12 protein-coding genes and 3 rRNA genes are annotated in these 23792 nt (G+C 69.6%); 8 read left to right on the forward strand and 7 right to left on the reverse strand.

Annotated elements, in window-relative coordinates; genetic code table 11:
- Positions 1-3: 3 nt before the first annotated feature.
- Entirely contained in the window at positions 4-1302 is a 1299-nt protein-coding gene (locus WQO_RS16070) for a sensor histidine kinase (RefSeq protein ID WP_418082111.1), read from the forward strand.
- Entirely contained in the window at positions 1299-1964 is a 666-nt protein-coding gene (locus WQO_RS16075; protein WP_010063668.1) for a response regulator, read from the forward strand. The genes WQO_RS16070 and WQO_RS16075 overlap by 4 nt, the downstream gene beginning before the upstream one ends.
- Before the next feature lie 49 nt (positions 1965-2013).
- Here WQO_RS16075 and rrf read toward each other — a convergent pair.
- From rrf to WQO_RS16095, 4 genes are all read right to left on the reverse strand, one after another.
- Positions 2014-2130: ribosomal RNA gene (gene rrf / locus WQO_RS16080) — 5S ribosomal RNA — on the reverse strand.
- A 78-nt stretch (positions 2131-2208) separates the two neighbouring features.
- Positions 2209-5333: ribosomal RNA gene (locus WQO_RS16085) — 23S ribosomal RNA — on the reverse strand.
- Between the two features lie 302 nt (positions 5334-5635).
- Positions 5636-7161, reverse strand: a 16S ribosomal RNA gene (locus tag WQO_RS16090).
- Together the 16S, 23S and 5S rRNA genes form the textbook arrangement of a ribosomal RNA operon.
- 673 nt (positions 7162-7834) lie before the next feature.
- A complete protein-coding gene (locus WQO_RS16095; protein WP_006125761.1) occupies positions 7835-8392 on the reverse strand; it encodes a MarR family winged helix-turn-helix transcriptional regulator in 558 nt (185 codons plus the stop codon).
- Positions 8393-8524: 132 nt separating this feature from the next.
- On the opposite strand from WQO_RS16095, the gene WQO_RS16100 reads away from it, so the two are divergent.
- Positions 8525-9859, forward strand: a complete 1335-nt coding sequence (locus WQO_RS16100) for an MFS transporter (protein WP_010056519.1) — start codon at positions 8525-8527, stop codon at positions 9857-9859.
- Between the two features lie 38 nt (positions 9860-9897).
- Here WQO_RS16100 and WQO_RS16105 read toward each other — a convergent pair whose 3' ends face one another.
- Both WQO_RS16105 and WQO_RS16110 read right to left on the reverse strand, forming a co-directional pair.
- Complete coding sequence (locus tag WQO_RS16105; RefSeq protein ID WP_029181908.1) at positions 9898-11562, reverse strand: ATP-binding SpoIIE family protein phosphatase; 1665 nt, start codon at positions 11560-11562, stop codon at positions 9898-9900.
- Between the two features lie 312 nt (positions 11563-11874).
- Positions 11875-13347, reverse strand: coding sequence for an NAD(P)/FAD-dependent oxidoreductase (locus tag WQO_RS16110; protein ID WP_107115825.1), 1473 nt, complete (start codon positions 13345-13347; stop codon positions 11875-11877).
- A gap of 343 nt (positions 13348-13690) precedes the next feature.
- Here WQO_RS16110 and WQO_RS16115 point away from each other — a divergent pair, with 343 nt between their 5' ends.
- The gene (locus WQO_RS16115) at positions 13691-14611 is read left to right on the forward strand and encodes a TetR/AcrR family transcriptional regulator (protein WP_029181907.1); all 921 of its coding nucleotides are present in this window, start codon (positions 13691-13693) and stop codon (positions 14609-14611) included.
- Positions 14612-14930: 319 nt separating this feature from the next.
- Entirely contained in the window at positions 14931-16925 is a 1995-nt protein-coding gene (locus WQO_RS16120; protein ID WP_058954005.1) for a sigma-70 family RNA polymerase sigma factor, read from the forward strand.
- Between the two features lie 39 nt (positions 16926-16964).
- On the opposite strand, the gene WQO_RS16125 is transcribed toward WQO_RS16120, so the two are convergent.
- Positions 16965-19076, reverse strand: a complete 2112-nt coding sequence (locus WQO_RS16125) for an asparagine synthase-related protein (protein WP_107115826.1) — start codon at positions 19074-19076, stop codon at positions 16965-16967.
- Positions 19077-19929: 853 nt separating this feature from the next.
- Between WQO_RS16125 and WQO_RS16130 the strand changes: the two genes are divergently transcribed.
- From WQO_RS16130 to trmB, 3 genes are all read left to right on the forward strand, one after another.
- Positions 19930-21498 (forward strand): hypothetical protein, encoded by a 1569-nt coding sequence (locus tag WQO_RS16130; RefSeq protein ID WP_010056510.1) that lies wholly within the window; start codon positions 19930-19932, stop codon positions 21496-21498.
- Positions 21499-21619: 121 nt separating this feature from the next.
- Positions 21620-22876 carry an L-2-hydroxyglutarate oxidase gene (gene lhgO / locus WQO_RS16135; RefSeq protein ID WP_010056509.1) on the forward strand — a complete coding sequence of 419 codons (1257 nt, stop codon included), beginning with the start codon at positions 21620-21622 and terminating at the stop codon, positions 22874-22876.
- Complete coding sequence (gene trmB, locus WQO_RS16140; RefSeq protein WP_010056508.1) at positions 22869-23789, forward strand: tRNA (guanosine(46)-N7)-methyltransferase TrmB; 921 nt, start codon at positions 22869-22871, stop codon at positions 23787-23789. Before lhgO ends, trmB begins: the two co-directional genes overlap by 8 nt.
- Positions 23790-23792 lie beyond the last annotated feature (3 nt).

A 23792-nucleotide genomic window follows, 5' to 3' on the forward strand; every position in this document is an offset into this window, starting at 1 on the left:
CCCATGAGGAGCGACGAGGTGAGCACCCCACCGAGGGAACGCGACCGGGACCGGGACACCGAGGGCACGGTTCCTCCCCTCACCCGGATCATCCGCGACGCCCTGGACCGGCTCCGCGCCTTCGACCGGCGCCGGCCACGGTTCTGGGACGCGGCGGTGACCGGGTTCTGGACCGTGGCCGCGGTACTCGACTACACCTCCGGCGGCTGGCGGCACACCGCCCACGAGGACGTCACGGCGCCCGAGTTCCTGGTGCTCCTGATGAGCCTCGGGTTCTCGCTGCCGCTGCTGTGGCGCCGCACGCACCCCCTGGCCGTAGTCCTGCTCATGACACCGATATCCCTCGTCAACGTCTGGACGGGGGCCGTGGTGCAGGCCTCCCTCCTCCAGCTGATCCCGGTCTTCCAGATCGTGCTGCGCTCCTCGTTCCGTACGGTCGGGGCAGCGGCTCTGCTGTTCGTCGCCCCGGTCCTGTCGGGCGGCTTCCGTATCCCCTCCGGTTGGGGTCAGGAAGTGGTCTCGTACGTCTGGGGCCTGGTCTTCGTCGTCCTGCTGGGGATCGCGGTACGTACGCGGCGCGAGTACACCGAGGCCCTGGTCGAGCGGGCCCACCGGCTGGAACACGAACGCGACCAGCAGGCCCGGCTCGCGGCCGCCGCCGAACGCACCCGTATCGCACGGGAGATGCACGACATCATCGGCCACAACCTGTCCGTCATCACGGGCCTCGCGGACGGCGGCGCGTACGCGGCCCGGAAGAACCCGGAGCGCGCGGGCCAGGCCCTGGAAGCCATCGGCACGACCAGCAGGCAGGCCCTGTCCGAACTCCGCCGTCTCCTGGGTGTCCTGCGCGACGACCACCCCGACGCCGAGCGCACCCCTCAGCCGACGCTGGACGAACTGGCCCCCCTCATCGAACGCGTACGCAGGGCGGGCCTGCCCGTCCACCTGGAGCTGAACGGCGAACGCACCCCTCAGTCCCTCACGCCGGGCCGCCAACTCACCGTGTACCGGGTGATCCAGGAGGCCCTGACCAACACCCTCAAGCACGCCACCGGCCCCACGTCCGCGACGGTCACCCTCACCTACTCACCAACGCACCTGGACGCCCGCATCACCGATACGGGCACCGGAGCCGGCAGAACCGCGGAGACAACGGAAGCACCCCTGGCAGCCCAGGGCATCATGGGCATGCGGGAACGCGCCGCACTGTACGACGGCACCCTCGAAGCGGGCCCGCTGCCGGAACACCCCGGGTGGCAGGTACAGCTCCGCCTTCCCCTGGAGGACACGCACCAGTGACGACCGTACTCATCGCCGACGACCAGCCCATGCAGCGCTTCGGGTTCCGCATGCTGCTGGAGAGCCAGGACGACATGACGGTGGTCGGCGAGGCGGGCAACGGCACCGAGGCCGTCCATCTGGTCGCCCGGCACCATCCGGACGTCGTGCTGATGGACATCCGCATGCCGGGGCTCGACGGCATCGAGGCGACCCGGCGCATCATCGCGTCGGGCGCCCGCACCCGCATCCTGATCGTCACGACGTTCGACCTCGACGAGTACGCGTACGACGGCCTGCGCGCCGGCGCCAGCGGCTTCCTGGTCAAGGACGCCCTGCCCGAGGAACTCCTCGCCGGTATCCGCGCCGTGGCCGCCGGCGACGCGGTGGTCGCCCCGACGCTGACCCGCCGGCTCCTCGACGCGTACGTCCACCATCTCCCCGTCGTACCCGGCGCCCGGGCCATCTCGGACCCGCGCATCACCGCCCTGACGGAACGAGAACGCGAGATCCTCACGGTGATAGGGCAGGGCTGGTCCAACACCGAGATCGCCGCCCGCCTCCACCTCGCCGAGTCCACCGTGAAGACGCACGTGACCCGCATCCTGGCGAAGACCGGCGCAAGGGACCGCGTCCAGGCAGTCATCCTGGCCTACGACACCCGCCTGGTCACCCCGATGTAGAACGCAGAAAAGCCCCGCACCAGAAGGTGCGGGGCTTTCCCCAAAGATTGTTCGGCGGCGTCCTACTCTCCCACAGGGTCCCCCCTGCAGTACCATCGGCGCTGAAAGGCTTAGCTTCCGGGTTCGGAATGTAACCGGGCGTTTCCCTAACGCAATGACCACCGAAACACTATGAAACTATGAACACCGGATGTTTACACGGCTGTTCGTTATTTCAGAACTAACACAGTGGACGCGAGCAACTGAGGACAAGCCCTCGGCCTATTAGTACCAGTCAGCTCCACCCGTTACCGGGCTTCCACATCTGGCCTATCAACCCAGTCGTCTACTGGGAGCCTTAACCCCTCAAGAGGGTGGGAATACTCATCTCGAAGCAGGCTTCCCGCTTAGATGCTTTCAGCGGTTATCCTTTCCGAACGTAGCCAACCAGCCATGCCCTTGGCAGGACAACTGGCACACCAGAGGTTCGTCCGTCCCGGTCCTCTCGTACTAGGGACAGCCCTTCTCAATATTCCTACGCGCACAGCGGATAGGGACCGAACTGTCTCACGACGTTCTAAACCCAGCTCGCGTACCGCTTTAATGGGCGAACAGCCCAACCCTTGGGACCGACTCCAGCCCCAGGATGCGACGAGCCGACATCGAGGTGCCAAACCATCCCGTCGATATGGACTCTTGGGGAAGATCAGCCTGTTATCCCCGGGGTACCTTTTATCCGTTGAGCGACAGCGCTTCCACAAGCCACTGCCGGATCACTAGTCCCGACTTTCGTCCCTGCTCGACCCGTCGGTCTCACAGTCAAGCTCCCTTGTGCACTTACACTCAACACCTGATTACCAACCAGGCTGAGGGAACCTTTGGGCGCCTCCGTTACTCTTTAGGAGGCAACCGCCCCAGTTAAACTACCCATCAGACACTGTCCCTGATCCGGATCACGGACCCAGGTTAGACATCCAGCACGACCAGAGTGGTATTTCAACGACGACTCCACAACCACTGGCGTGGCCGCTTCAAAGTCTCCCACCTATCCTACACAAGCCGAACCGAACACCAATATCAAACTATAGTAAAGGTCCCGGGGTCTTTCCGTCCTGCTGCGCGAAACGAGCATCTTTACTCGTAGTGCAATTTCACCGGGCCTATGGTTGAGACAGTCGAGAAGTCGTTACGCCATTCGTGCAGGTCGGAACTTACCCGACAAGGAATTTCGCTACCTTAGGATGGTTATAGTTACCACCGCCGTTTACTGGCGCTTAAGTTCTCAGCTTCGCCACCCCGAAAGGCAGCTAACCGGTCCCCTTAACGTTCCAGCACCGGGCAGGCGTCAGTCCGTATACATCGCCTTACGGCTTCGCACGGACCTGTGTTTTTAGTAAACAGTCGCTTCTCGCTGGTCTCTGCGGCCACCCCCAGCTCAAGCAGCAAGTGCTATCACCGGTGATGGCCCCCCTTCTCCCGAAGTTACGGGGGCATTTTGCCGAGTTCCTTAACCATAGTTCACCCGAACGCCTCGGTATTCTCTACCTGACCACCTGAGTCGGTTTAGGGTACGGGCCGCCATGAAACTCGCTAGAGGCTTTTCTCGACAGCATAGGATCATCCACTTCACCACAATCGGCTCGGCATCAGGTCTCAGACTATATGCACGACGGATTTGCCTACCGTGCGTCCTACACCCTTACCCCGGGACAACCACCGCCCGGGCTGGACTACCTTCCTGCGTCACCCCATCGCTTACCTACTACAAGTCTGGTTCATCGGCTCCACCACTACCCTCAACTCCGAAGAGATCGGGCCGGCTTCACGGACTTAGCATCGCCTGATTCAGTACTGGGCGTTTCAAAGCGGGTACCGGAATATCAACCGGTTGTCCATCGACTACGCCTGTCGGCCTCGCCTTAGGTCCCGACTTACCCTGGGCAGATCAGCTTGACCCAGGAACCCTTAGTCAATCGGCGCACACGTTTCTCACGTGTGTATCGCTACTCATGCCTGCATTCTCACTCGTGAACCGTCCACAACTCGCTTCCGCGGCTGCTTCACCCGGCACACGACGCTCCCCTACCCATCCGTACTCCCGTTGGGGATATATGTACGAATGACACGACTTCGGCGGTACGCTTGAGCCCCGCTACATTGTCGGCGCGGAATCACTTGACCAGTGAGCTATTACGCACTCTTTCAAGGGTGGCTGCTTCTAAGCCAACCTCCTGGTTGTCTCTGCGACTCCACATCCTTTCCCACTTAGCGTACGCTTAGGGGCCTTAGTCGATGCTCTGGGCTGTTTCCCTCTCGACCATGGAGCTTATCCCCCACAGTCTCACTGCCGCGCTCTCACTTACCGGCATTCGGAGTTTGGCTAAGGTCAGTAACCCGGTAGGGCCCATCGCCTATCCAGTGCTCTACCTCCGGCAAGAAACACACGACGCTGCACCTAAATGCATTTCGGGGAGAACCAGCTATCACGGAGTTTGATTGGCCTTTCACCCCTAACCACAGGTCATCCCCCAGGTTTTCAACCCTGGTGGGTTCGGTCCTCCACGAAGTCTTACCTCCGCTTCAACCTGCCCATGGCTAGATCACTCCGCTTCGGGTCTAGAGCGTGCAACTCAAACGCCCTGTTCGGACTCGCTTTCGCTACGGCTTCCCCACACGGGTTAACCTCGCTACACACCGCTAACTCGCAGGCTCATTCTTCAAAAGGCACGCAGTCACGACTGACAGCACAAGTGCTGCCAGCGACGCTCCCACGGCTTGTAGGCACACGGTTTCAGGTACTATTTCACTCCGCTCCCGCGGTACTTTTCACCATTCCCTCACGGTACTATCCGCTATCGGTCACCAGGGAATATTTAGGCTTAGCGGGTGGTCCCGCCAGATTCACACGGGATTTCTCGGGCCCCGTGCTACTTGGGTGTCTCTCAAACGAGCCGTTAATGTTTCAGCTACGGGGGTCTTACCCTCTACGCCGGACCTTTCGCATGTCCTTCGCCTACATCAACGGTTTCTGACTCGTCTCACAGCCGGCAGACTATGAAAAAGAGATCCCACAACCCCGCATGCGCAACCCCTGCCGGGTATCACACGCATACGGTTTGGCCTCATCCAGTTTCGCTCGCCACTACTCCCGGAATCACGGTTGTTTTCTCTTCCTGAGGGTACTGAGATGTTTCACTTCCCCTCGTTCCCTCCACACTGCCTATGTGTTCAGCAGCGGGTGACAGCCCATGACGACTGCCGGGTTTCCCCATTCGGAAACCCCCGGATCAAAGCTTGGTTGACAGCTCCCCGGGGACTATCGTGGCCTCCCACGTCCTTCATCGGTTCCTGGTGCCAAGGCATCCACCGTGCGCCCTTAAAAACTTGGCCACAGATGCTCGCGTCCACTGTGCAGTTCTCAAACAACGACCAGCCACCCACCACCCCGTCCTTGCAGACGAGTTCACTGGGGCCGGATCAGAAGGACAGCCACATTCGGCCGCACCCTCAGATACCCAACAACGTGCCCGGCCCGATGCCCCGTTCACCACGTTCCACGCCGAAGCAGTACTAGTAGTGACCAGATCATCGTGCCGAATAGTCAACGTTCCACCCATGAGCAACCAGCACCGGACATTCGCCGATGTACTGGCCTCTGACCAAACCGAAGCCTGGTAAGAAGTGCTCCTTAGAAAGGAGGTGATCCAGCCGCACCTTCCGGTACGGCTACCTTGTTACGACTTCGTCCCAATCGCCAGTCCCACCTTCGACAGCTCCCTCCCACAAGGGGTTGGGCCACCGGCTTCGGGTGTTACCGACTTTCGTGACGTGACGGGCGGTGTGTACAAGGCCCGGGAACGTATTCACCGCAGCAATGCTGATCTGCGATTACTAGCAACTCCGACTTCATGGGGTCGAGTTGCAGACCCCAATCCGAACTGAGACCGGCTTTTTGAGATTCGCTCCGCCTCGCGGCATCGCAGCTCATTGTACCGGCCATTGTAGCACGTGTGCAGCCCAAGACATAAGGGGCATGATGACTTGACGTCGTCCCCACCTTCCTCCGAGTTGACCCCGGCAGTCTCCTGTGAGTCCCCATCACCCCGAAGGGCATGCTGGCAACACAGAACAAGGGTTGCGCTCGTTGCGGGACTTAACCCAACATCTCACGACACGAGCTGACGACAGCCATGCACCACCTGTATACCGACCACAAGGGGGGCACCATCTCTGATGCTTTCCGGTATATGTCAAGCCTTGGTAAGGTTCTTCGCGTTGCGTCGAATTAAGCCACATGCTCCGCTGCTTGTGCGGGCCCCCGTCAATTCCTTTGAGTTTTAGCCTTGCGGCCGTACTCCCCAGGCGGGGAACTTAATGCGTTAGCTGCGGCACCGACGACGTGGAATGTCGCCAACACCTAGTTCCCAACGTTTACGGCGTGGACTACCAGGGTATCTAATCCTGTTCGCTCCCCACGCTTTCGCTCCTCAGCGTCAGTAATGGCCCAGAGATCCGCCTTCGCCACCGGTGTTCCTCCTGATATCTGCGCATTTCACCGCTACACCAGGAATTCCGATCTCCCCTACCACACTCTAGCTAGCCCGTATCGAATGCAGACCCGGGGTTAAGCCCCGGGCTTTCACATCCGACGTGACAAGCCGCCTACGAGCTCTTTACGCCCAATAATTCCGGACAACGCTTGCGCCCTACGTATTACCGCGGCTGCTGGCACGTAGTTAGCCGGCGCTTCTTCTGCAGGTACCGTCACTTTCGCTTCTTCCCTGCTGAAAGAGGTTTACAACCCGAAGGCCGTCATCCCTCACGCGGCGTCGCTGCATCAGGCTTTCGCCCATTGTGCAATATTCCCCACTGCTGCCTCCCGTAGGAGTCTGGGCCGTGTCTCAGTCCCAGTGTGGCCGGTCGCCCTCTCAGGCCGGCTACCCGTCGTCGCCTTGGTAGGCCATTACCCCACCAACAAGCTGATAGGCCGCGGGCTCATCCTTCACCGCCGGAGCTTTCAACCCCGTCCCATGCGGGACAGAGTGTTATCCGGTATTAGACCCCGTTTCCAGGGCTTGTCCCAGAGTGAAGGGCAGATTGCCCACGTGTTACTCACCCGTTCGCCACTAATCCACCCCGAAGGGCTTCATCGTTCGACTTGCATGTGTTAAGCACGCCGCCAGCGTTCGTCCTGAGCCAGGATCAAACTCTCCGTGAATGTTTACCCGTAATCGGGTGCACACACACGAGAGCGGAACAACCGGTCGGAATAAGACCCGTTGTTCACAGCGTCCTCGCTGTGTATTTCAAAAGGAACCGCGTCCCAGCGTGATGCTGGAGACGGGGTATCAACATATCTGGCGTTGACTTTTGGCACGCTGTTGAGTTCTCAAGGAACGGACGCTTCCTTCGGTCCCGTATCACCGGGGCCCTCCGGGCGCTTCCCTTCGTCTTTACTTCTTTGTCTTGCTGTCTTGCGTTTCCGACTCTATCAGACTCTTTCGTGTCCGATTCCCGGTCGAAGCGGGCCGTGCAGTTTCGCTTTCCAGGTTCTTCGCTTTCGCGTTTTTCCTTTCCGGCGAGTCCGACTCTATCAGATCCTTTCGGGCCTGATTCCCAGTCAGCGGGGCTTGTCCTCCCGGCTGTTGGGCCGTTCCGACGCTCAAACCCTAGCGGATTCTCCCGGCGGCTCATAATCGGGCCCTCGTCATGAATTCCGGCATGCCGAAATCATCCCGAGTGGGAGATCGTGCTGAAGTTTGGTTGCCGCGTTCGCGGCGGATGGCTGCCCCGGAACCCTTGGCTCCGTGACAACTCGGAGAACTTTACGGATCCACCAGGGGTGTGTCAACCCTCCCCAGCAGTCCCGACCGCGGCCTCTCGCGCGGCCCTCAGTCCAGGTCGGTGAGCCGGCCGCCGGCGTCCGGCTGGGCGTGCTCCACGCGGCGCAGGAGGCGGACGAGCAGCTCGCCGAGGACGCCTCGCTCGTCGCCGGACAGGTCCTGGAGGAGGTCCTCCTCGAAGTCGCTCGCCATGCGCATCGCCTCGAGCCACTTCGTACGGCCCTCATCCGTCAGCTCGACGATGACGCGGACCCGGTTGTTCTCGTCGCGGTCGCGGGTGACCAGGCCCTCGCCGGCCATCCGGTCGATGCGGTGGGTCATGGCGGCCGGGGTGAGTCCGAGGCGCTTCGCCAGTTCGCCGGGGCCCAGCCGGTAGGGGGCGCCCGACAGGACCAGGGTCTTGAGGACCTCCCACTCGGCGTTGCTGATGCCGAGCGCCGCGACCTGCCTCCCGTACGCGACGTTCATCCGGCGGTTCAGGCGGCCCAGTGCGGAGACGACCTGCTCGACCTGGGGGTCGAGGTCGCGGAACTCGCGCTGGTAGGCGGCGATCTGTTCGTCGAGGCTCGGCTCGCTGGGGCCGGGCTCCTCGGTGCTCTCGGACATGGCGGGCAGTATGGCACGCCCTCACCACCCTTGAAGTCCTTCAGTCTGAAGTTTTCACCTTCTAAGTTTAGTGCTAAAGTCTTCGAGTCTGATTCCTTCAAGATCTTGAGGTAGGTGAGTGTGACCAGGGAGATGGGCGCAGCGCTGCGGCGGATCCAGCTGGGCAGCGCGCTGAGCGCGTTCGGGCTCGGGTTCACCGTTCCGTATCTGTACGTCTACGTGGCGCAGGTGCGGGATCTGGGCGCCGGGACGGCGGGGGTCGTCCTGGCGGTCTTCGCGATGGCAGCGCTGGCCGTTCTGCCGTTCACCGGGCGGGCCATCGACCGGCGGGGCCCGTTGCCCGTGCTGGTGGTGGCCTCCGCCCTGGCCTCCGTGGGCGCCGCTGCCCTGGGCTTCGCGAGCAATGTTCCGGCCGCCGTGCTGGCCGCCGCGGTCCTGGGTGCGGGCACCGCCGTCATGCAGCCGGCTCTCGCCACGATGCTCGTGTGGTGTTCCAGCACCGCGACCCGTACGCGCGCCTTCGCCATGCAGTTCTTCCTGCAGAACCTGGGGCTGGGCCTCGGCGGGCTCGTCGGCGGGCAGCTCGTGGACGTGGACCGTCCGGCGAGCTTCACCATGCTCTTCCTGATCGAGGCCGCGATGTTCGTGGTGCTCGGTGTCGTCGTCACCACCGTGCGGATGCCCCGTACGGCTTCCCTCGGCGGGGCCAGGCCCTCGGGCGACGCCGCTGCCAAGGGCGGCGGGATGCGGGCGCTGCTCTCGCACCGGGCCATGGTGCAGCTGTGCGTGCTGGGCTTCGTGCTGTTCTTCGCCTGCTACGGGCAGTTCGAGTCCGGGCTCGCCGCGTACGGCACGGAGGCCGCCGGGATCCAGCCCTCCACCCTCGGCTTCGCGCTGGCCGCCAACACCGCCGTCATCGTCGTCGCCCAGTTCGTCGTGCTGCGGCTCGTGGAGCGGCGGCGGCGCAGCCGGGTCATCGCTGCGGTCGGCCTGATCTGGGCGTTCGCCTGGGTCGTCGCCGGGTACGCGGGGCTGGGCCACGGCAGCCAGACCATGGCGACGGCCGCGTTCATCTCCACGTACGCGCTGTTCGGGCTGGGGGAGGCGATGCTGTCGCCGACCGTCGCGCCGCTGGTCGCCGATCTGGCGCCGGAGTCGATGGTCGGGCAGTACAACTCCGCGTTCGCGCTGTGCAAGCAGCTCGCGCTGGCGGTCGGTCCGGCCGTCGGCGGTCCGATGGGGGCGTCGCTGCACGGCCCGTACATCATGACGTTCGTGCTGTTCTCGCTGGGCATCACGGTGCTCGCGCTGCGGCTGGGGCGCCGGCTCACCCCCGTACAGGATCAGCCGTCCCTGGCGGCCGTCCCCTCGCGGGTCGTGGCGGTGTCACTGCCCGAGGCTGCGGAAGGCGCGGTGTCCGTCAAGAACACCTCAGCCGCTCCCGCCCCGGCTTCCGCCGGTCACTGACCGGGCCTGACGGAGAACATTCGCCCTGCCGCCCTGCTTCACTGCGGCAGGGCGAACTCGCACCAGACCGCCTTGCCGCCGCCGGGTGTGCGCCGGCTGCCCCACGAGGTGGCGATCGAGGCGATGATCGAGATGCCGCGTCCCGCCTCGTCGGCCGGTTCGGCCTGGCGGCGGCGCGGCAGGTGGTCGTCGCCGTCGGTGACCTCGATGATCAGCCGTCGGTCCGTACGCCGCAGTCCCAGGCGCATCGGCGGGGTGCCGTGCTGGAGGGAGTTCGCGACGAGCTCGCTGGTGGCGAGGACGCCGAGGTCGCGGAGCTCGACGGGGAAGCGCCAGGAGCTCAGGACTCCGGTGGCGAAGGCGCGGGCGCGCGGGGCGGCCTCGATGCCGCCGAGGAGATCGAGCGCGGCGTTGTGGAACAGCTCCGCGTCGGCGCCCGTACGGGCGGGGTGCTGGACGACCAGGACCGCCACGTCGTCGTCGTGCTCGGCGGTCACGCCGAGGGAGCGGATCAGCCGGTCGCAGACCACCTGGGGTGATCCCTTGGCGCCGGAGAGGGCCCGGGCCAGGGAGGCGACGCCCTCGTCGATGTCCTCGCTGCGCCGTTCGACCAGGCCGTCCGTATAGAGGACGGCGGTGGAGCCGGGCGGCAGCGCGATGGTGCCCGAGGTGTGGACCCAGCCGCCGGTGCCGAGCGGGGGTCCTGTGGGGTCGGCGGCGCGGTGCACGGTGCCGTCCTCGTCGCGGACGAGGATCGGGAGGTGTCCGGCGGAGGCGTAGACGAGCTGTCCCTCGTTCGGATCGTGGACGGCGTAGACGCAGGTCGCGATCTGGCTGGCGTCGATCTCGGCGGCGAGGACGTCCAGCAGCTGGATCACCTCGTGCGGTGGGAGGTCGAGGCGGGCGTAGGCGCGGACGGCGGTGCGGAGCTGGCCCATCACGGCGGCGGCCCGGACCCCGCGGCCCATCACGTCGCCGATGACGAGGGCGGTGCGGCCCGCGCCGAGGGTGATGACGTCGTACCAGTCGCCGCCGACCGCGGCGTCGGTGCCACCGGGCTGGTAGGTGGCGGCGATGCGGAGGTCGTCGGGCTGTTCCAGCTCCTGCGGGAGCAGGGAGCGCTGGAGGGTGACGGCCGTTTCGCGGTGGCGGCGCTCGCTGGTGCGCAGGCGTTCGGCGGCTTCGGCGTGGTCGGTGACGTCGGCGGCGTAGACGAGAACGCCGTCCTCTCCGGCGATCGGGGTGCAGGTCACCGTGTACGAGCCGCCCTCGGCGGTTCTGCGGGACTTGACCGTGCGGGGGGTGCCGCTGCGCAGGACCTGGTCGAGCAGCGGGAGGACGCTGAGCCGGTCGAGCTCGGGCATGGCCTCGGCGGCGGGGGCGCCGGACGGGCGGGGGCCGAACGCGGCCTCGTAGGCGTCGTTGACGTACGCGACGCGGTGGTCCGGGCCGTGCAGCAGGGCGACCGGGGCGGGAAGCCGGCCGAGGATCTCGCGGGCGGAGAGGTCGTCGAGGGCGGGCCCGGGGAGGCCCTCCGCCGTCTCGGCGCCGGAAGGCGCCTGGGCGGCGTCGTCCGGCTGGGCGGGCGTGCCCTCGGTCCGGGCGTACTCGGCGCGGGCGGCCGGCACGGAACTGCGGTCGTCCCGCGCGGCGGCTCGGCGCTGCGTTCCGGGAAGGCGGGCGCTCCAACGCGTGAAGTTCACGGTATTTCTGGCCTCGTGTGTCGGTCTGGTCCGCTCGGGCGGGCTGCTTCTTCTGCCGTTTCCTCGGCCGTGTTCGGGGCTCCGGGGGCCGTACCCCCGGGAAGGCGCAGCCGGGCCTCGTCGCGCTGTCGGTGCGTCGCTGCTGGTCACTGATGGTCACTGCCGACCGGGTCACTCTGTGCAGGTGTGGGCCCACCTATGGTCACACGTCCAGTGTGACCGACCGTACTGACAGTTGCCGCCGGGCCGCTCGGTGAACGGCCGTCAGCCGGCTTTCCGGCCCCACCGTCAGCTGTCGGTCCGGTCGGCCGGTCAGCCGTCGGTCCGGCCGCCCTTCGGCGGTTCTCCGGCGTCCCTCGGCGGTTCTCCGGGACCCTTCGGGCGGCTGGGGCCGGGCAGTCCCGGGGTGCCGGAACCGCCGCCGCCCGCCGCGAGTTCGAATTCGGCGCGGGGGTGCTCCAGCGAGCCGAGGGAGACGATCTCGCGTTTGAAGAGTCCGGACAGGGTCCATTCGGCAAGGACGCGTGCCTTCCGGTTGAACGTCGGTACCCGGCTGAGGTGGTAGATGCGGTGCAGCAGCCAGGCGGGGTAGCCCTTGAGCTTGCGGCCGTAGACGTGGGCGACGCCCTTGTGCAGGCCGAGGGAGGCGACCGAACCGGCGTACGCGTGGCGGTACTCCGTGAGCGGCTTGCCGTCGACGGAGGCGAGGACGTTGTCGGCGAGGACCTTCGCCTGGCGCACGGCGTGCTGGGCGTTGGGGGCGGTCTCGCGGCCGGGTTCCGAGGCGGTCAGGTCGGGTACGGCCGCGGCGTCGCCCGCGGCCCAGGCGTGCGGCATGTCCTCGACGCCGAGGGTGGCGGTGCAGCGGAGCCGGCCGCGTTCGGTGAGGGGCAGGTCGGTGGCGGCGAGCAGGGGCGCCGGTTTGACGCCCGCGGTCCAGACGAGGGTGCGGGTGGGGAAGCGGGAGCCGTCGCTGAGGGCGGCGACGCGGTCCTCACAGGTGTCGAGGCGGGTCTCCAGGCGTACGTCGATGTTCCGGCTTCGCAGCTCGCCGATGGCGTAGGTGCCCATGGCCTCGCCGACCTCGGGGAGGATGCGCCCGGAGGCCTCGACGAGGATCCATTTCAGGTCGGTCGGTTTGATGTTGTGGTAGTACCGCGCCGTGTAGCGGGCCATGTCCTCCAGTTCGGCCAGCGCCTCGACGCCCGCGTAGCCGCCGCCGACGAAGACGAAGGTCAGAGCGGCGTCGCGGATCGCGGGATCGCGGGTGGCGGAGGCGATGTCCATCTGTTCGATGACGTGGTTGCGCAGCCCGATGGCTTCCTCGACGGTCTTGAAACCGATGCCGAAGTCGGCGAGACCGGGGATCGGCAGGGTGCGCGACACGGACCCGGGGGCGATGACGATCTCGTCGTACCCGATCTCCAGGGCCCCGGTGCCGTCCTCGCCGGTGGCGAGGGTGGTGACGGTCGCGGTCCGTTTGGCGTGGTCGACGCGCTGGGCCTCACCGATGACGATCGTGCAGTCCTTGAGGACCCGGCGCAGCGGCACGACGACATGGCGGGGCGAGATCGAGCCGGCGGCCGCTTCGGGGAGGAAGGGCTGGTACGTCATGTAGGGCTCGGGCGTGACGACCACGATCTCGGCGTCGCCGCTCCTCAGTCTCTGCTTCAACTTCCGCTGGAGACGCAGCGCTGTGTACATCCCGACGTAGCCGCCGCCGACGACGAGAATGCGCACACCTGGCCGGGTGCCGGGGGTCGTCCCCCGGGAATCTGGAGCCATCACCACCCCATGACGCAACGGAGTCAGTGGTTTGTCCACAGGCCCGGCAAATTGTGTGACCGGAGGTCCGGCGGCGGCACTCGGGGCCCGTCGGCGCTGGAAAGCGACAGCCGTGCAGGTCAGGCGCTACGCACGGGGTGAGCGGAGGGGCGATGTTCCGGCGCGGATCGGATCGTGGTCCGATCGGGGGGCGTCCCATGCGGAACAACCCCCTTCTGAATTGACGCGGGCTCAACTATGTTCGTTACCCGTCGGGGTGTCGGGTGCGGATTTCGTATGGCTCCGCTCCCCAACTGAAACGGCGGGAAGTCTCCGGGGGGAGACGTCATAACCGGGGGAAGTTATGCATATTCAGGATACTCATGGCCAGGCTGCGCTCTCGCGCGCTTCCGAGGACAAAGGACGCCTCGGCTCCGTGGGTGCGCTGGGCGTCATGAGCTCGGCCGATGCTGTTCGTTCCGCGGCCGCGGTGAGTGCGGCGGCGCTGGGTTCGGCCGCTGCTGGACCGGGCCCGAGCGGAGCGACGACGACGGGAACGGGGGCTGCGGGCGCGCCGCGCTCGGCCCCGCTGCGGGTCGACGCGCAGCGCAATCTGGAGCATGTGCTGCGGGCGGCCCGCGAGGTGTTCGGGGAGCTGGGTTACGGCGCCCCGATGGAGGATGTGGCCCGTCGCGCACGCGTCGGCGTGGGCACCGTCTACCGGCGGTTCCCGAGCAAGGACGTGCTGGTGCGCCGGATAGCCGAGGAGGAGACCGCCCGGCTGACCGAGCAGGCGCGTACGGCGCTGGGGCAGGAGGAGAAGCCCTGGGCGGCGCTGTCCCGCTTCCTGCGTACGTCGGTGGCGTCGGGCGCGGGCAGGCTGCTGCCGCCGCAGGTGCTGCGGGTCGGGGTCGACGGTGAGGAGCAGCCGGGTGTGCCGGCGGCTTCGCGGCCGGAATCGGTGGACGAGACCCGGGTTCCGCAGCAGCGCCAGGGCGTGGGCCAGGACGACTTCCGCGCCGCCGACCGGCGCTCGGGCGGAGGCGGCGACGGGCTGGACGGCCTCGGCGAGGAGACCGGCGCGGTCGAGCTGCTGGAGGTCGTGGGGCGGCTGGTGGACCGGGCGCGGGAGTCCGGCGAGCTGCGCCGGGATGTGACGGTGGCCGATGTGCTGCTGGTCATCGCCACGGCGGCTCCTTCGCTGCCGGACGCCGCCCAGCAGGCCGCGGCTTCGGCCCGGCTGCTGGACATCCTGCTGGAGGGCCTGCGGTCGCGGCCGGCGTGACGGCCGGGGCCGGCCGGTCGGCCCGCTCGTCCCGTTCCGGGCCGGGGGGCTCGTCCGGCCGGTGGTCGGTGTGAGCGGCGGTTCGTGCGACTCGTGCGGTCCACTGCTCGTGCCGTTCCGCGTTCGTCCGTTCCGCGTTCGTCCGTTTCGCGCGGTCGAATCAACGGGGAGTGATTCCCCGAAAGAGGACGCTCTAGTACTCACATTCGGGAAAACGCCCCGGATGAGTGGTTGGCGGGACTGAGGGGCCAACACGATTGAGCCATGTGGCAGTCTTGGCCGGTATTCGGGTCCGAGGGTGTATACGGGGGCTTCCGCGATGAGCGGTAACGAGCAGCAGGAAGAGCCGCTCGGCGAGATCGCTGCGGCCGACAGGGATACGAAGGCGGATGGGCCGTCCGCCGGGCAGGTGCCGGTCCAGTCCGGGCGCGGCCCGTCGGGCGGCGAGGCCGAGGGTGGCACCGTCCTGCCCGGTCCGTGGCCCGCCGTCGCCGAGGACGCGTCCGGCGAGGCGGGTACGGGCGTCGGCCCGCACGCGGTTCCGCAGCAGCGCGCCGGTCGCAGCGGGGCCCCCGAGGCCGGTCTCTCCGACGCCCGGCTGATCGAGGACATGCGGGCGGGCGACGACCAGGCCTACGAGGAGCTGTTCCGGCGGCATTCGGGCGCCGTGCTCCGCTACGCCCGCAGCTGCTGCCGGGACGCACACACCGCCGACGACCTGACGGCCGAGGTGTTCGCCCGCACGCTCCAGGCCGTACGGGGCGGCAAGGGGCCGACGGAAGCGGTCAGGGCCTATCTGATGACCGCCGTCCGCCATGTCGCCGCCGCCTGGACCAAGAGCGCCAAGCGGGAGCATCTGGTCGACGACTTCGCGGTGTTCGCCACGCAGGCGACCCGGTCCTCCGAACTCTCCGACGACGACACCCTCGAACTCGGCGCCGACGTCCTGGCGATGCACGAGGCCGAGCAGACCATGGCGATGCAGGCGTTCCGGAGCCTTCCGGAACGCTGGCAGGCGGTCCTGTGGCACACCACGGTGGAGGAGGAGTCGCCGAGCGAGATCGCCCCGCTGTTCGGCCTCACCGCCAACGCCACCGCCGTGCTGGCCAGTCGCGCCCGCGAGGGGCTCAAGCAGGCGTATCTCCAGGCCCACGTCAGCCAGGCGCTCACCACGGGCGGGGACTGCGCGCAGTACGCCGACCGGCTCGGCGCCCACGCCCGGGGCGGGCTGCGGACCCGGGCCGAACGGGGGCTGCGCAAGCATCTCGACGAGTGCGCCCAGTGCCGGGTGGCCGCGGGCGAGCTGGACCATGTGAACGCGGGGATCCCGGCGCTGTTGCCCGTCGCGGTCATCGGCTGGTTCGCCGCCGGGTATGCGCTCAAGGCCGCGGGCATCGTGGCCGGCGGTGCGGCCGGGCCCGCCGGGGCGGGAGCCGCCGCCGCGGCCACCGGGTCCGGCTCGACCGGCGGGGCCGCCGGTGGCGCCGCTGCCTCCGAGGGGCTCGGCGCGCCCGCCAAGGCGGGAATCGCCGCCGCCGTGGCGGTGGCCGCCGCGGCAGGTCTGGTGTGGGCGCTCGTCGGTGACGACCAGCCGAAGCCGGAGCCCAAGCCGGTCGCGAAGCCCCCGGCCGTGGCGCCCGCCGTGCCCACACCGGAGCCCCCGGCGCCCGCCCCGAAGCCGACGCCGAAGCCGCCCGCCGCGCCCGCACCGCCCGCGCCCCCGGGCCCGGACCCGTCCGAGCCGGCACCGAAGCCCACTCCGAGCCCCACGCCCTCGCCCGAGCCGCCGCCGAAGCCCGCGCCCCCGGCACCGAGCCCGCCGCCGTCCCCGAAGCCGACGCCCAAGCCGCCGAAGCCCACACCGCCGCCGCCCGCGCCGGAGGTGTACCAGGTCAGCGAGTTGGCGTATTCGGTGTTCGGCGACCAGAGCGAGCCGGAAGTCGTGATGGGGCAGAGCAGTTGGGTCTGGCAGCGGTCGAACGTGTCGGTCGCCTCCACCCGTTACGCGCACGGGGTGACCGTGCACGCCCGCTCCTCGGTGACCATCCAGCTGAACCGGCCGTGCACGCGCTACGAGGCCATGGTCGGGGTGGACGACCTGACGCTCGGGCTCGGCGCGGTGCGCTTCTCCGTGTTCAACGGGGACGGGGCCCGGCTGTGGCGCTCCCCGGTGATGGAGGGCGGCGAGCCCGCTGTCCCGGTGAGCGTGGGCATCGCGGGCCAGTCCTCGATCCGCCTCGTGGTGGAACCGGAGGGGCCGATGGGCGGGGTGGCCCTGGCCGACTGGGCGGATTCCCGGATCAGCTGCACCTGACCCGTACGCGCGCCACACGTCCTCGACGGCGGGTTCCGGTCAGGGCTGGAGGGTGCGCCGGGCGGGGATCACTCCGCCCGCGACCGCGCGCTGGCGCGGGGCGGCCGTGCCCGTCCAGCAGGTGCCGCGGCGGGTCACCAGGCGGCGCAGCCACAGTTCGGTGGAGGCCAGGTCCGCCAGGCCGTCCAGGGGCAGCGGTTCGCCCTCGGACGCGGCGCGCAGGGCCTTGCGGACCACCCGGGCCTCCACCAGACCCGCGTCGGCGAGCAGCGGGGCGTCGAAGAGGGCCATCAGCTCGGGCAGCGCGGTGCGCAGGCCGGTCCGGGTGACGGCGGTGGAGGTGGCCTGGGAGGGCGTGCCCCAGCCGGGCGGCAGGTCGTGGATGCCCGCACCGCCGAGCACCCGGCGCAGGATCGCGGCCCGTGCGCCGGGCTGGACGCGCAGCGACTCGGGCAGGGCACGGGCGGCCCGGACGACCTGATTGTCGAGGAACGGGGCGTGCAGGCGCTGGCTGCGGATCTCGGCGGCCTGTTCCAGGATCCGGTGGTCGGCGGCTCCCCGGGCGAGGGCGGCGCGGGCCCGGGCCTCGCCCGGGCGCTGTACGGAGGTGGGCCGGATCGCCGCCCCCTGAAGGCGAACCGATACTTCGGCCAGTGCCTCCCCCGTCAGCCAGCGCGCCGCCGGTCCCGGACGCGACCAGGCGAGGGCGGCGAGCGAGGCGTCGGCGGGGGTGGCGAGGTCGGGGGCGTGGCGGTTGGCGTCGGGGAGGAGCCCGGCGGCGGACTCCAGCCCGGTGCGGTAGGACGTGCGGGCCAGGCGGCGGGCGGCGCGGTAGACCGTGAGCGGGACGAACAGGGAGTGCGCCGTGGGGCCTTCGGCCTTGGTGAGGGCGGCGACGGGGCGCAGGAGGTGGCGTCTGCGCCGGTCCATCAGGAGGTCGGCGAGGCGGGCCGGGTGGGCGTCCAGGACCTGCCGGGCCCCGGACCCGACGAGGTGGTCGGCGCTGCCCGCGGAGAGCCGGCGGCGGTGGCGTTCGGCGAGGACGAGGGAGGGGGCCGGTTCGTCGGTGAGCGGGCCGGTCTCCAACGAGGCGTACGGCAGGGCCTCCTCGCCCGCCGCGACGACGACGTGGTGCAGGCGCGGGTTGGCGGCGATGACGCGGGCCCGCTCCATCTCGCCCTCGTTGCCGCGGGTGGTGAGGTCGTTGAAGGTGACGGCGAGCAGCCGCTCCCCCGCGCCGGTGCCGTGGCCGAGGAGGGTGCCGGGCAGTCCGGGCAGCCCGGAGGCGAGCAGGGCGAGGGTGGCGGACGCACTGCCTCCGGAGAGGTCGGCGCCGATGCCCGCCACGGGTCCGCCCCGGGCGGCGCGCCGGTCGGCGGGGCCCATGCCGGGGACGGGCCCCGGGTCCTGCGGCATGCTCTCCGGCGCGTGGCGCGGGGCCGTGAGCCGGGCGCGTACGGCTTCGACGAGCGCGTCCCGTACGCCCTCCACCGCGTGCACCGGGTCGGCCTGGGGTGCGGCGACGGCGAGCGAGGCGACGGCTTCGTACCCGGTGATCTCCCGCGAGCCCTCGCGCAGGATCAGCGCGTGGCCCGGCGGGACCCGCCGCACGCCCTCGTACGGCGTTCCGTCACCGAGGGCCTCGGGGGTCTCCGGGCAGGCGAGCAGGGCGGCGAGGTGCCCGATGTCGAGCTGGGCCTCGATGAGGTCGGCCAGCGGCAGGGCGGCGGTGGCGTAGGCGGTGCCGCCCGCCCAGGGGGTGTGGAAGACGGGCCGGGCTCCGGCGAGGTCGCCCGCGACGGTGATGCGGCGGCCGATCTGGACGACGGCGGTGTAACTGCCGGGCCAGGCGGTGAGATGGCGCATCGCGCCGCCGCGTGCGGAGAGCAGACCGACGCGGAGTTGTTCGTCGGTGGCGCCGCAGCAGCCGAGGACCGCGAGGCGGGCGGTGGGGGCCCCTTCGGGGGTGGCGACGCCGATGACGCGGATCTCGTCGGGCCGCCAGTCGCCGACCGCCCACAGCGGATCCGGGTCGCCCCACAGGAGTTGGGAGCCCACCGGGTGGACCGTGCGCCCCTCACCGCCGTTTCCGACGGCGCCGACGGTGCCGAAGCTCGCGGCGATACTGCTCCATCCCACCAACCAACGCATCGCCGCCTCCACAGGCTGTGGACAAACGGCGTACGAGATGAACGCAAACGCCGCTGCGGGACATGCTGCCACGACAACGCCGCAGGAGAGGGTGTACGGGCAGCGCACGCCGGAAGAGCATGCGCCCCTGGCAAAGGCCCGACGCGGTCTTCACCGCGGCGACAGCAACGGAACTTCCCGTTCCGGGAGTTGTGGAGGCCGGGCCGTGCGGTCACCGCGCCGCCCCGGCCCGCTCCCCCGGTGAGGGGAGGGGCCGGCGCCGCCCGGAAACAGCGGCGATATCCGGCCAAAGTCGGACCGTTGGCCAGACCCTGAACGGACCGTCGCTATTCGGCCATTCTCTCGAAGTGCCGCCCAGCGCGCATACCGCGCCGCGCCCCCCGGGCGACCCCTCCACGCACAGTCCGGGAGGTGGGCCTCACCTCCCGGACCGGTCCGCCGCCCGCGGGGAATGGAGCGGCGGTTTCCCCCAGCCCACTGAGTCCAGTGCAGCGGGCCGACCCACGCAGGACTCAGCCAAGCGCCACGCGACGGGACGGGCCAGAGCGCACGGCCGGGCGCACGGCCACACACCGGGAGCACGCCGCACCCCGGCCCGGACCGCCCGCCCCGAACACCCGGACCGCCCGCACGGACAACAATCCCGCCATCCGGACGTCTGCCCCTTAACGGTAGGGATAGGGAGAACTACGCTGTGTTTACTGGTGTTCTCGACAGGGGGCATATTCCTCGGGGCTCGGCCACATGCGTGTGCAGGCGGAGTACGAGGGTTCGAACCTGGGGAGGCATCGGTACGAATGCCGCGCGCCGTCCTCGGTGACGCGGCGGCCGTCTGTGTGTCGAGGGGTGGCGCATGTCCAGGGAGCAACGCGGGCCGAACGAGAAGCTCGGCACGGTTCTCGCCCTCGCGGGAATCAGCAACGCCGGGCTCGCCCGGCGGGTCAACGACCTCGGAGCACAGCGCGGTCTGACACTTCGCTACGACAAGACCTCGGTGGCCCGGTGGGTCGCCAAGGGGATGGTGCCGCAGGGCGCGGCGCCGCATCTCATCGCGGCGGCGATCGGGGCCAAGCTCGGGCGCCCGGTGCCGCTGCACGAGATCGGCCTCGCCGACGCGGACCCGGCCCCGGAGGTCGGTCTCGCCTTCCCCCGGGACGTGGGCGAGGCGGTCCGGTCGGCGACCGAGCTGTACCGGCTGGATCTGGCCGGGCGGCGGGGCGGCGGCGGGATCTGGCAGTCCCTGGCGGGATCCTTCTCGGTGAGCGCCTACGCGACGCCCGCCTCCCGCTGGCTGATAACCCCCGCCGACCCGTCGGTGGCCCGGGACCCGACGGCGGCGCAGGCGGCGATCCTCGGTCCACGCGGCGGCGGGCCCGAAGGCCCCGGCGCGGCCGGCGGCCAGGGGCCGGGGACCGCACCGGACGCCCGGGGCGCACACATCCTCCACACCCCCGGCTCCGTCCCCGTACAGCCGGGACCCGATTCCGCGGCGGACGCCTCACCGCTCCGCGTCGGCCACAGCGATGTGTCGAAGCTGCGCGAGGCGGCCCAGGACGCCCGGCGCTGGGACTCCAAGTACGGCGGCGGCGACTGGCGTTCCTCCATGGTTCCGGAGTGCTTACGCGTCGACGCCGCACCCCTGCTCCTCGGCTCGTACACCGACGAGGTCGGGCGGGCCCTGTTCGGCGCCTCCGCCGAGCTGACCCGGCTGGCCGGCTGGATGGCCTTCGACACCGGTCAGCAGGAAGCCGCCCAGCGCTACTACATCCAGGCCCTGCGCCTGGCCCGGGCCGCCGCCGACGTGCCGCTCGGCGGCTATGTCCTCGCCTCGATGTCCCTCCAGGCGACCTACCGCGGCTTCGCCGACGAGGGCGTCGACCTCGCCCAGGCCGCCGTCGAGCGCAACCGGGGTCTCGCCACCGCCCGCACCATGAGCTTCTTCCGGCTGGTGGAGGCCCGCGCCCATGCGAAGGCCGGCGACGCACCGGCCGCGGGGGCCGCGCTCAAGGGCGCCGAGAGCTGGCTGGAGCGGTCCCGGGCGGGCGATTCCGACCCGCCCTGGCTCGGCTTCTACGGCTACGACCGGTTCGCCGCCGACGCCGCCGAGTGCTACCGGGACCTGAAGGCCCCCCGCCAGGTGCGGCGCTTCACCGAGCAGGCGCTGTCCCGGCCGACCGAGGAGTTCGTCCGCAGCCACGGACTGCGGCTCGTCGTCTCCGCCGTCGCCGAGCTGGAGTCGGGCAATCTGGACGCGGCCTGCGCGGCGGGCACCCGGGCGGTGGAGGTCGCGGGCCGCATCTCCTCGGCCCGCACCACGGAGTACGTGCGCGACCTGCTGCACCGCCTGGAGCCGTACGGGGACGAGCCCCGCGTCGCGGAGCTGCGCGAGCGGGCCCGCCCGCTGCTGGTCACCCAGGCCTGAGCCGGACACTGAGCCGGACACGACAGGCCCTGGGGGGCCGGATGTGCGCCACGCCCTGCCCATCTCGGGTTTGAGCCGGTTGTCAGTGGGTCAGTGCACTATCGGGGTGGGAGGTGGCGTGATGATGACGCACGCGGCGTACGACTGCGATGTGCTGGTGATCGGCGGCGGGATCGTCGGTCTGTCGACCGCGCACGCGCTGACCCGGGCGGCTCCGGGCACCCGGGTCACGGTCCTGGAGAAGGAGCGCGGCCCCGCCCGCCACCAGACCGGCCGCAACAGCGGCGTGATCCACAGCGGCATCTACTACCGCCCCGGCTCCCTCAAGGCGCGGTACGCGCTGCGCGGCTCGGCGGAGCTCGCGGACTTCTGCGCGGAGCACTCCATCGCCCATGCCACCACCGGCAAGCTGATCGTCGCCACCGAGCGCTCCGAGCTGCCCCGGCTGCACGCCCTGGTGCAGCGCGGCCGCGAGCACGGGCTGCCCGTGCGGGAGCTGGGCCCGGCCCAGATCGCGGAGCACGAACCGGAGGTCCGGGGCCTCGCGGCGATCCGGGTCGGCACGACGGGCGTCTGTGACTTCACCGCCGTGGCCAGCCGCTTCGCGACCGAGGTCACGGCGGCGGGCGGCATCGTGCGGTACGGGGCGGAGGTCACCGCGATAGACCGGCGCCCCTGGGGCGTCGCGGTGCGCACGACGGACGGCCTGGTCGTCCGGGCCCGGGTGCTCGTCAACTGCGCGGGCCTCCACTGCGACCGGGTGGCCCGCCTCGCCGGGGACGAACCGGGGGTGCGGATCGTGCCGTTCCGGGGTGAGTACTACGCGTTGGCCCGCCCCGAGCTGGTGCGCGGCCTGGTCTACCCGGTGCCGGACCCGGCGTTCCCCTTCCTCGGCGTCCACCTCACCCGGGGCTTCGACGGCTCCGTCCACGTCGGGCCGAACGCGGTCCCCGCCCTGGCCCGCGAGGGATACACCTGGCCCCAGGTCCGCCCCGCCGAACTGCTGTCCACGCTGAGCTGGCCGGGCACCTGGAGAATCGCCCGCCGCCACTGGCGGTACGGGGCGGGCGAGGTGCACCGCTCGCTGTCCCGGTCCGCGTTCACCCGGGCCGTCGGGCGGCTGCTGCCCGCCGTCACCGAGGACGACCTGCGCCCGTCGCCCGCCGGGGTGCGGGCCCAGGCGGTGCTGAAGGACGGCACGCTGGTCGACGACTTCCTGATCCGCGAGGCCCCGCACACCGTGCATGTGCTCAACGCCCCGTCGCCCGCCGCGACGGCGTGCCTGCCCATCGGACGGGAGGTGGCGCGGCTCGCGCTGCGCCGGGCTCGGGGGACGGGGTGGAAGCCGCCCGCCGTAGAATCCGGTCATTGTGTCTGAGCAGCCTCTGAACCCCACCCCCGCCGGATCCCCCGACGCGCCGCCGACCGACGAGACGCCGACCGGCCCCGCGCGGACCGGCTCCACGGCGGCCGACGCGCTCGCCGACGCCACCGCCGAGGAGACCACGACCGCCGACGAAGCCGCCGCGCTGCGGGCCGCCTCCTTCGAGCGTGCGCGCCGGCTGCGTATGGAGCCGCGCTTCCCCGGCGGTCCCGCCGCCGACCCGGCCGGTTCGCACCACGAGCGCCGGATCCGCAGCTTCCAGCCGCGCCGCAGCCGGGTCACCACCGGCCAGCAGGAGTCCCTGGAGCGGCTGTGGCCGAAGTGGGGCCTGGACATCGACGGCCGTCGCGTCCTCGATCTGGCCGAGCTGTTCGACGGGCTGCCCGTGGTCCTGGAGATCGGTTTCGGCATGGGCGAGGCCACCGCCCAGATGGCGGCCGACGACCCGGGCACCGGCATCCTCGCGGTCGACGTCCACACCCCCGGCCAGGGCAACCTGCTGGGCCTCGCGGACAAGGCGGGCTCGACGAACGTCCGGGTGGCCAACGGCGACGCGGTCATCCTGCTGCGCGAGATGCTGGCCCCCGAGTCCCTCGACGGCCTGCGGGTCTTCTTCCCCGACCCGTGGCCCAAGGCCCGGCACCACAAGCGGCGCCTCATCCAGCCCGACTTCCTCGACCTGGTCGCCCCGGTCCTCAAGCCCGGCGCGATCGTCCACTGCGCCACGGACTGGGAGCCGTACGCCGAGCAGATGCTGGAGGTGCTCACCGCGCACCCCCGCTTCGAGAACACCGCGGCCGACGGCGGATACGCCCCGCGTCCCGCTTTCCGGCCGCTCACCCGCTTCGAGGGCCAGGGCCTGGACAAGGGGCACGTCGTCCACGACCTGCTGTTCGCCCGCGTCTGACGC

Source organism: Streptomyces globisporus C-1027 (genome assembly GCF_000261345.2).
Taxonomy (GTDB): Bacteria; Actinomycetota; Actinomycetes; order Streptomycetales; family Streptomycetaceae; genus Streptomyces; species Streptomyces pakalii.

What these genes read in the sequence shown, in the direction of transcription:
- WQO_RS16070 (WP_418082111.1), top strand. Translation starts at nt 4, where the DNA reads ATGAGGAGCGACGAGGTGAGCACCCCACCGAGGGAACGCGACCGGGAC.
- WQO_RS16095 (WP_006125761.1), bottom strand. Translation starts at nt 8,392, where the DNA reads ATGTCCGAGAGCACCGAGGAGCCCGGCCCCAGCGAGCCGAGCCTCGAC.
- WQO_RS16100 (WP_010056519.1), top strand. Translation starts at nt 8,525, where the DNA reads ATGGGCGCAGCGCTGCGGCGGATCCAGCTGGGCAGCGCGCTGAGCGCG.
- WQO_RS16110 (WP_107115825.1), bottom strand. Translation starts at nt 13,347, where the DNA reads ATGGCTCCAGATTCCCGGGGGACGACCCCCGGCACCCGGCCAGGTGTG.
- WQO_RS16115 (WP_029181907.1), top strand. Translation starts at nt 13,691, where the DNA reads ATGCATATTCAGGATACTCATGGCCAGGCTGCGCTCTCGCGCGCTTCC.
- WQO_RS16120 (WP_058954005.1), top strand. Translation starts at nt 14,931, where the DNA reads ATGAGCGGTAACGAGCAGCAGGAAGAGCCGCTCGGCGAGATCGCTGCG.
- WQO_RS16125 (WP_107115826.1), bottom strand. Translation starts at nt 19,076, where the DNA reads ATGCGTTGGTTGGTGGGATGGAGCAGTATCGCCGCGAGCTTCGGCACC.
- WQO_RS16130 (WP_010056510.1), top strand. Translation starts at nt 19,930, where the DNA reads ATGTCCAGGGAGCAACGCGGGCCGAACGAGAAGCTCGGCACGGTTCTC.
- lhgO (WP_010056509.1), top strand. Translation starts at nt 21,620, where the DNA reads ATGATGACGCACGCGGCGTACGACTGCGATGTGCTGGTGATCGGCGGC.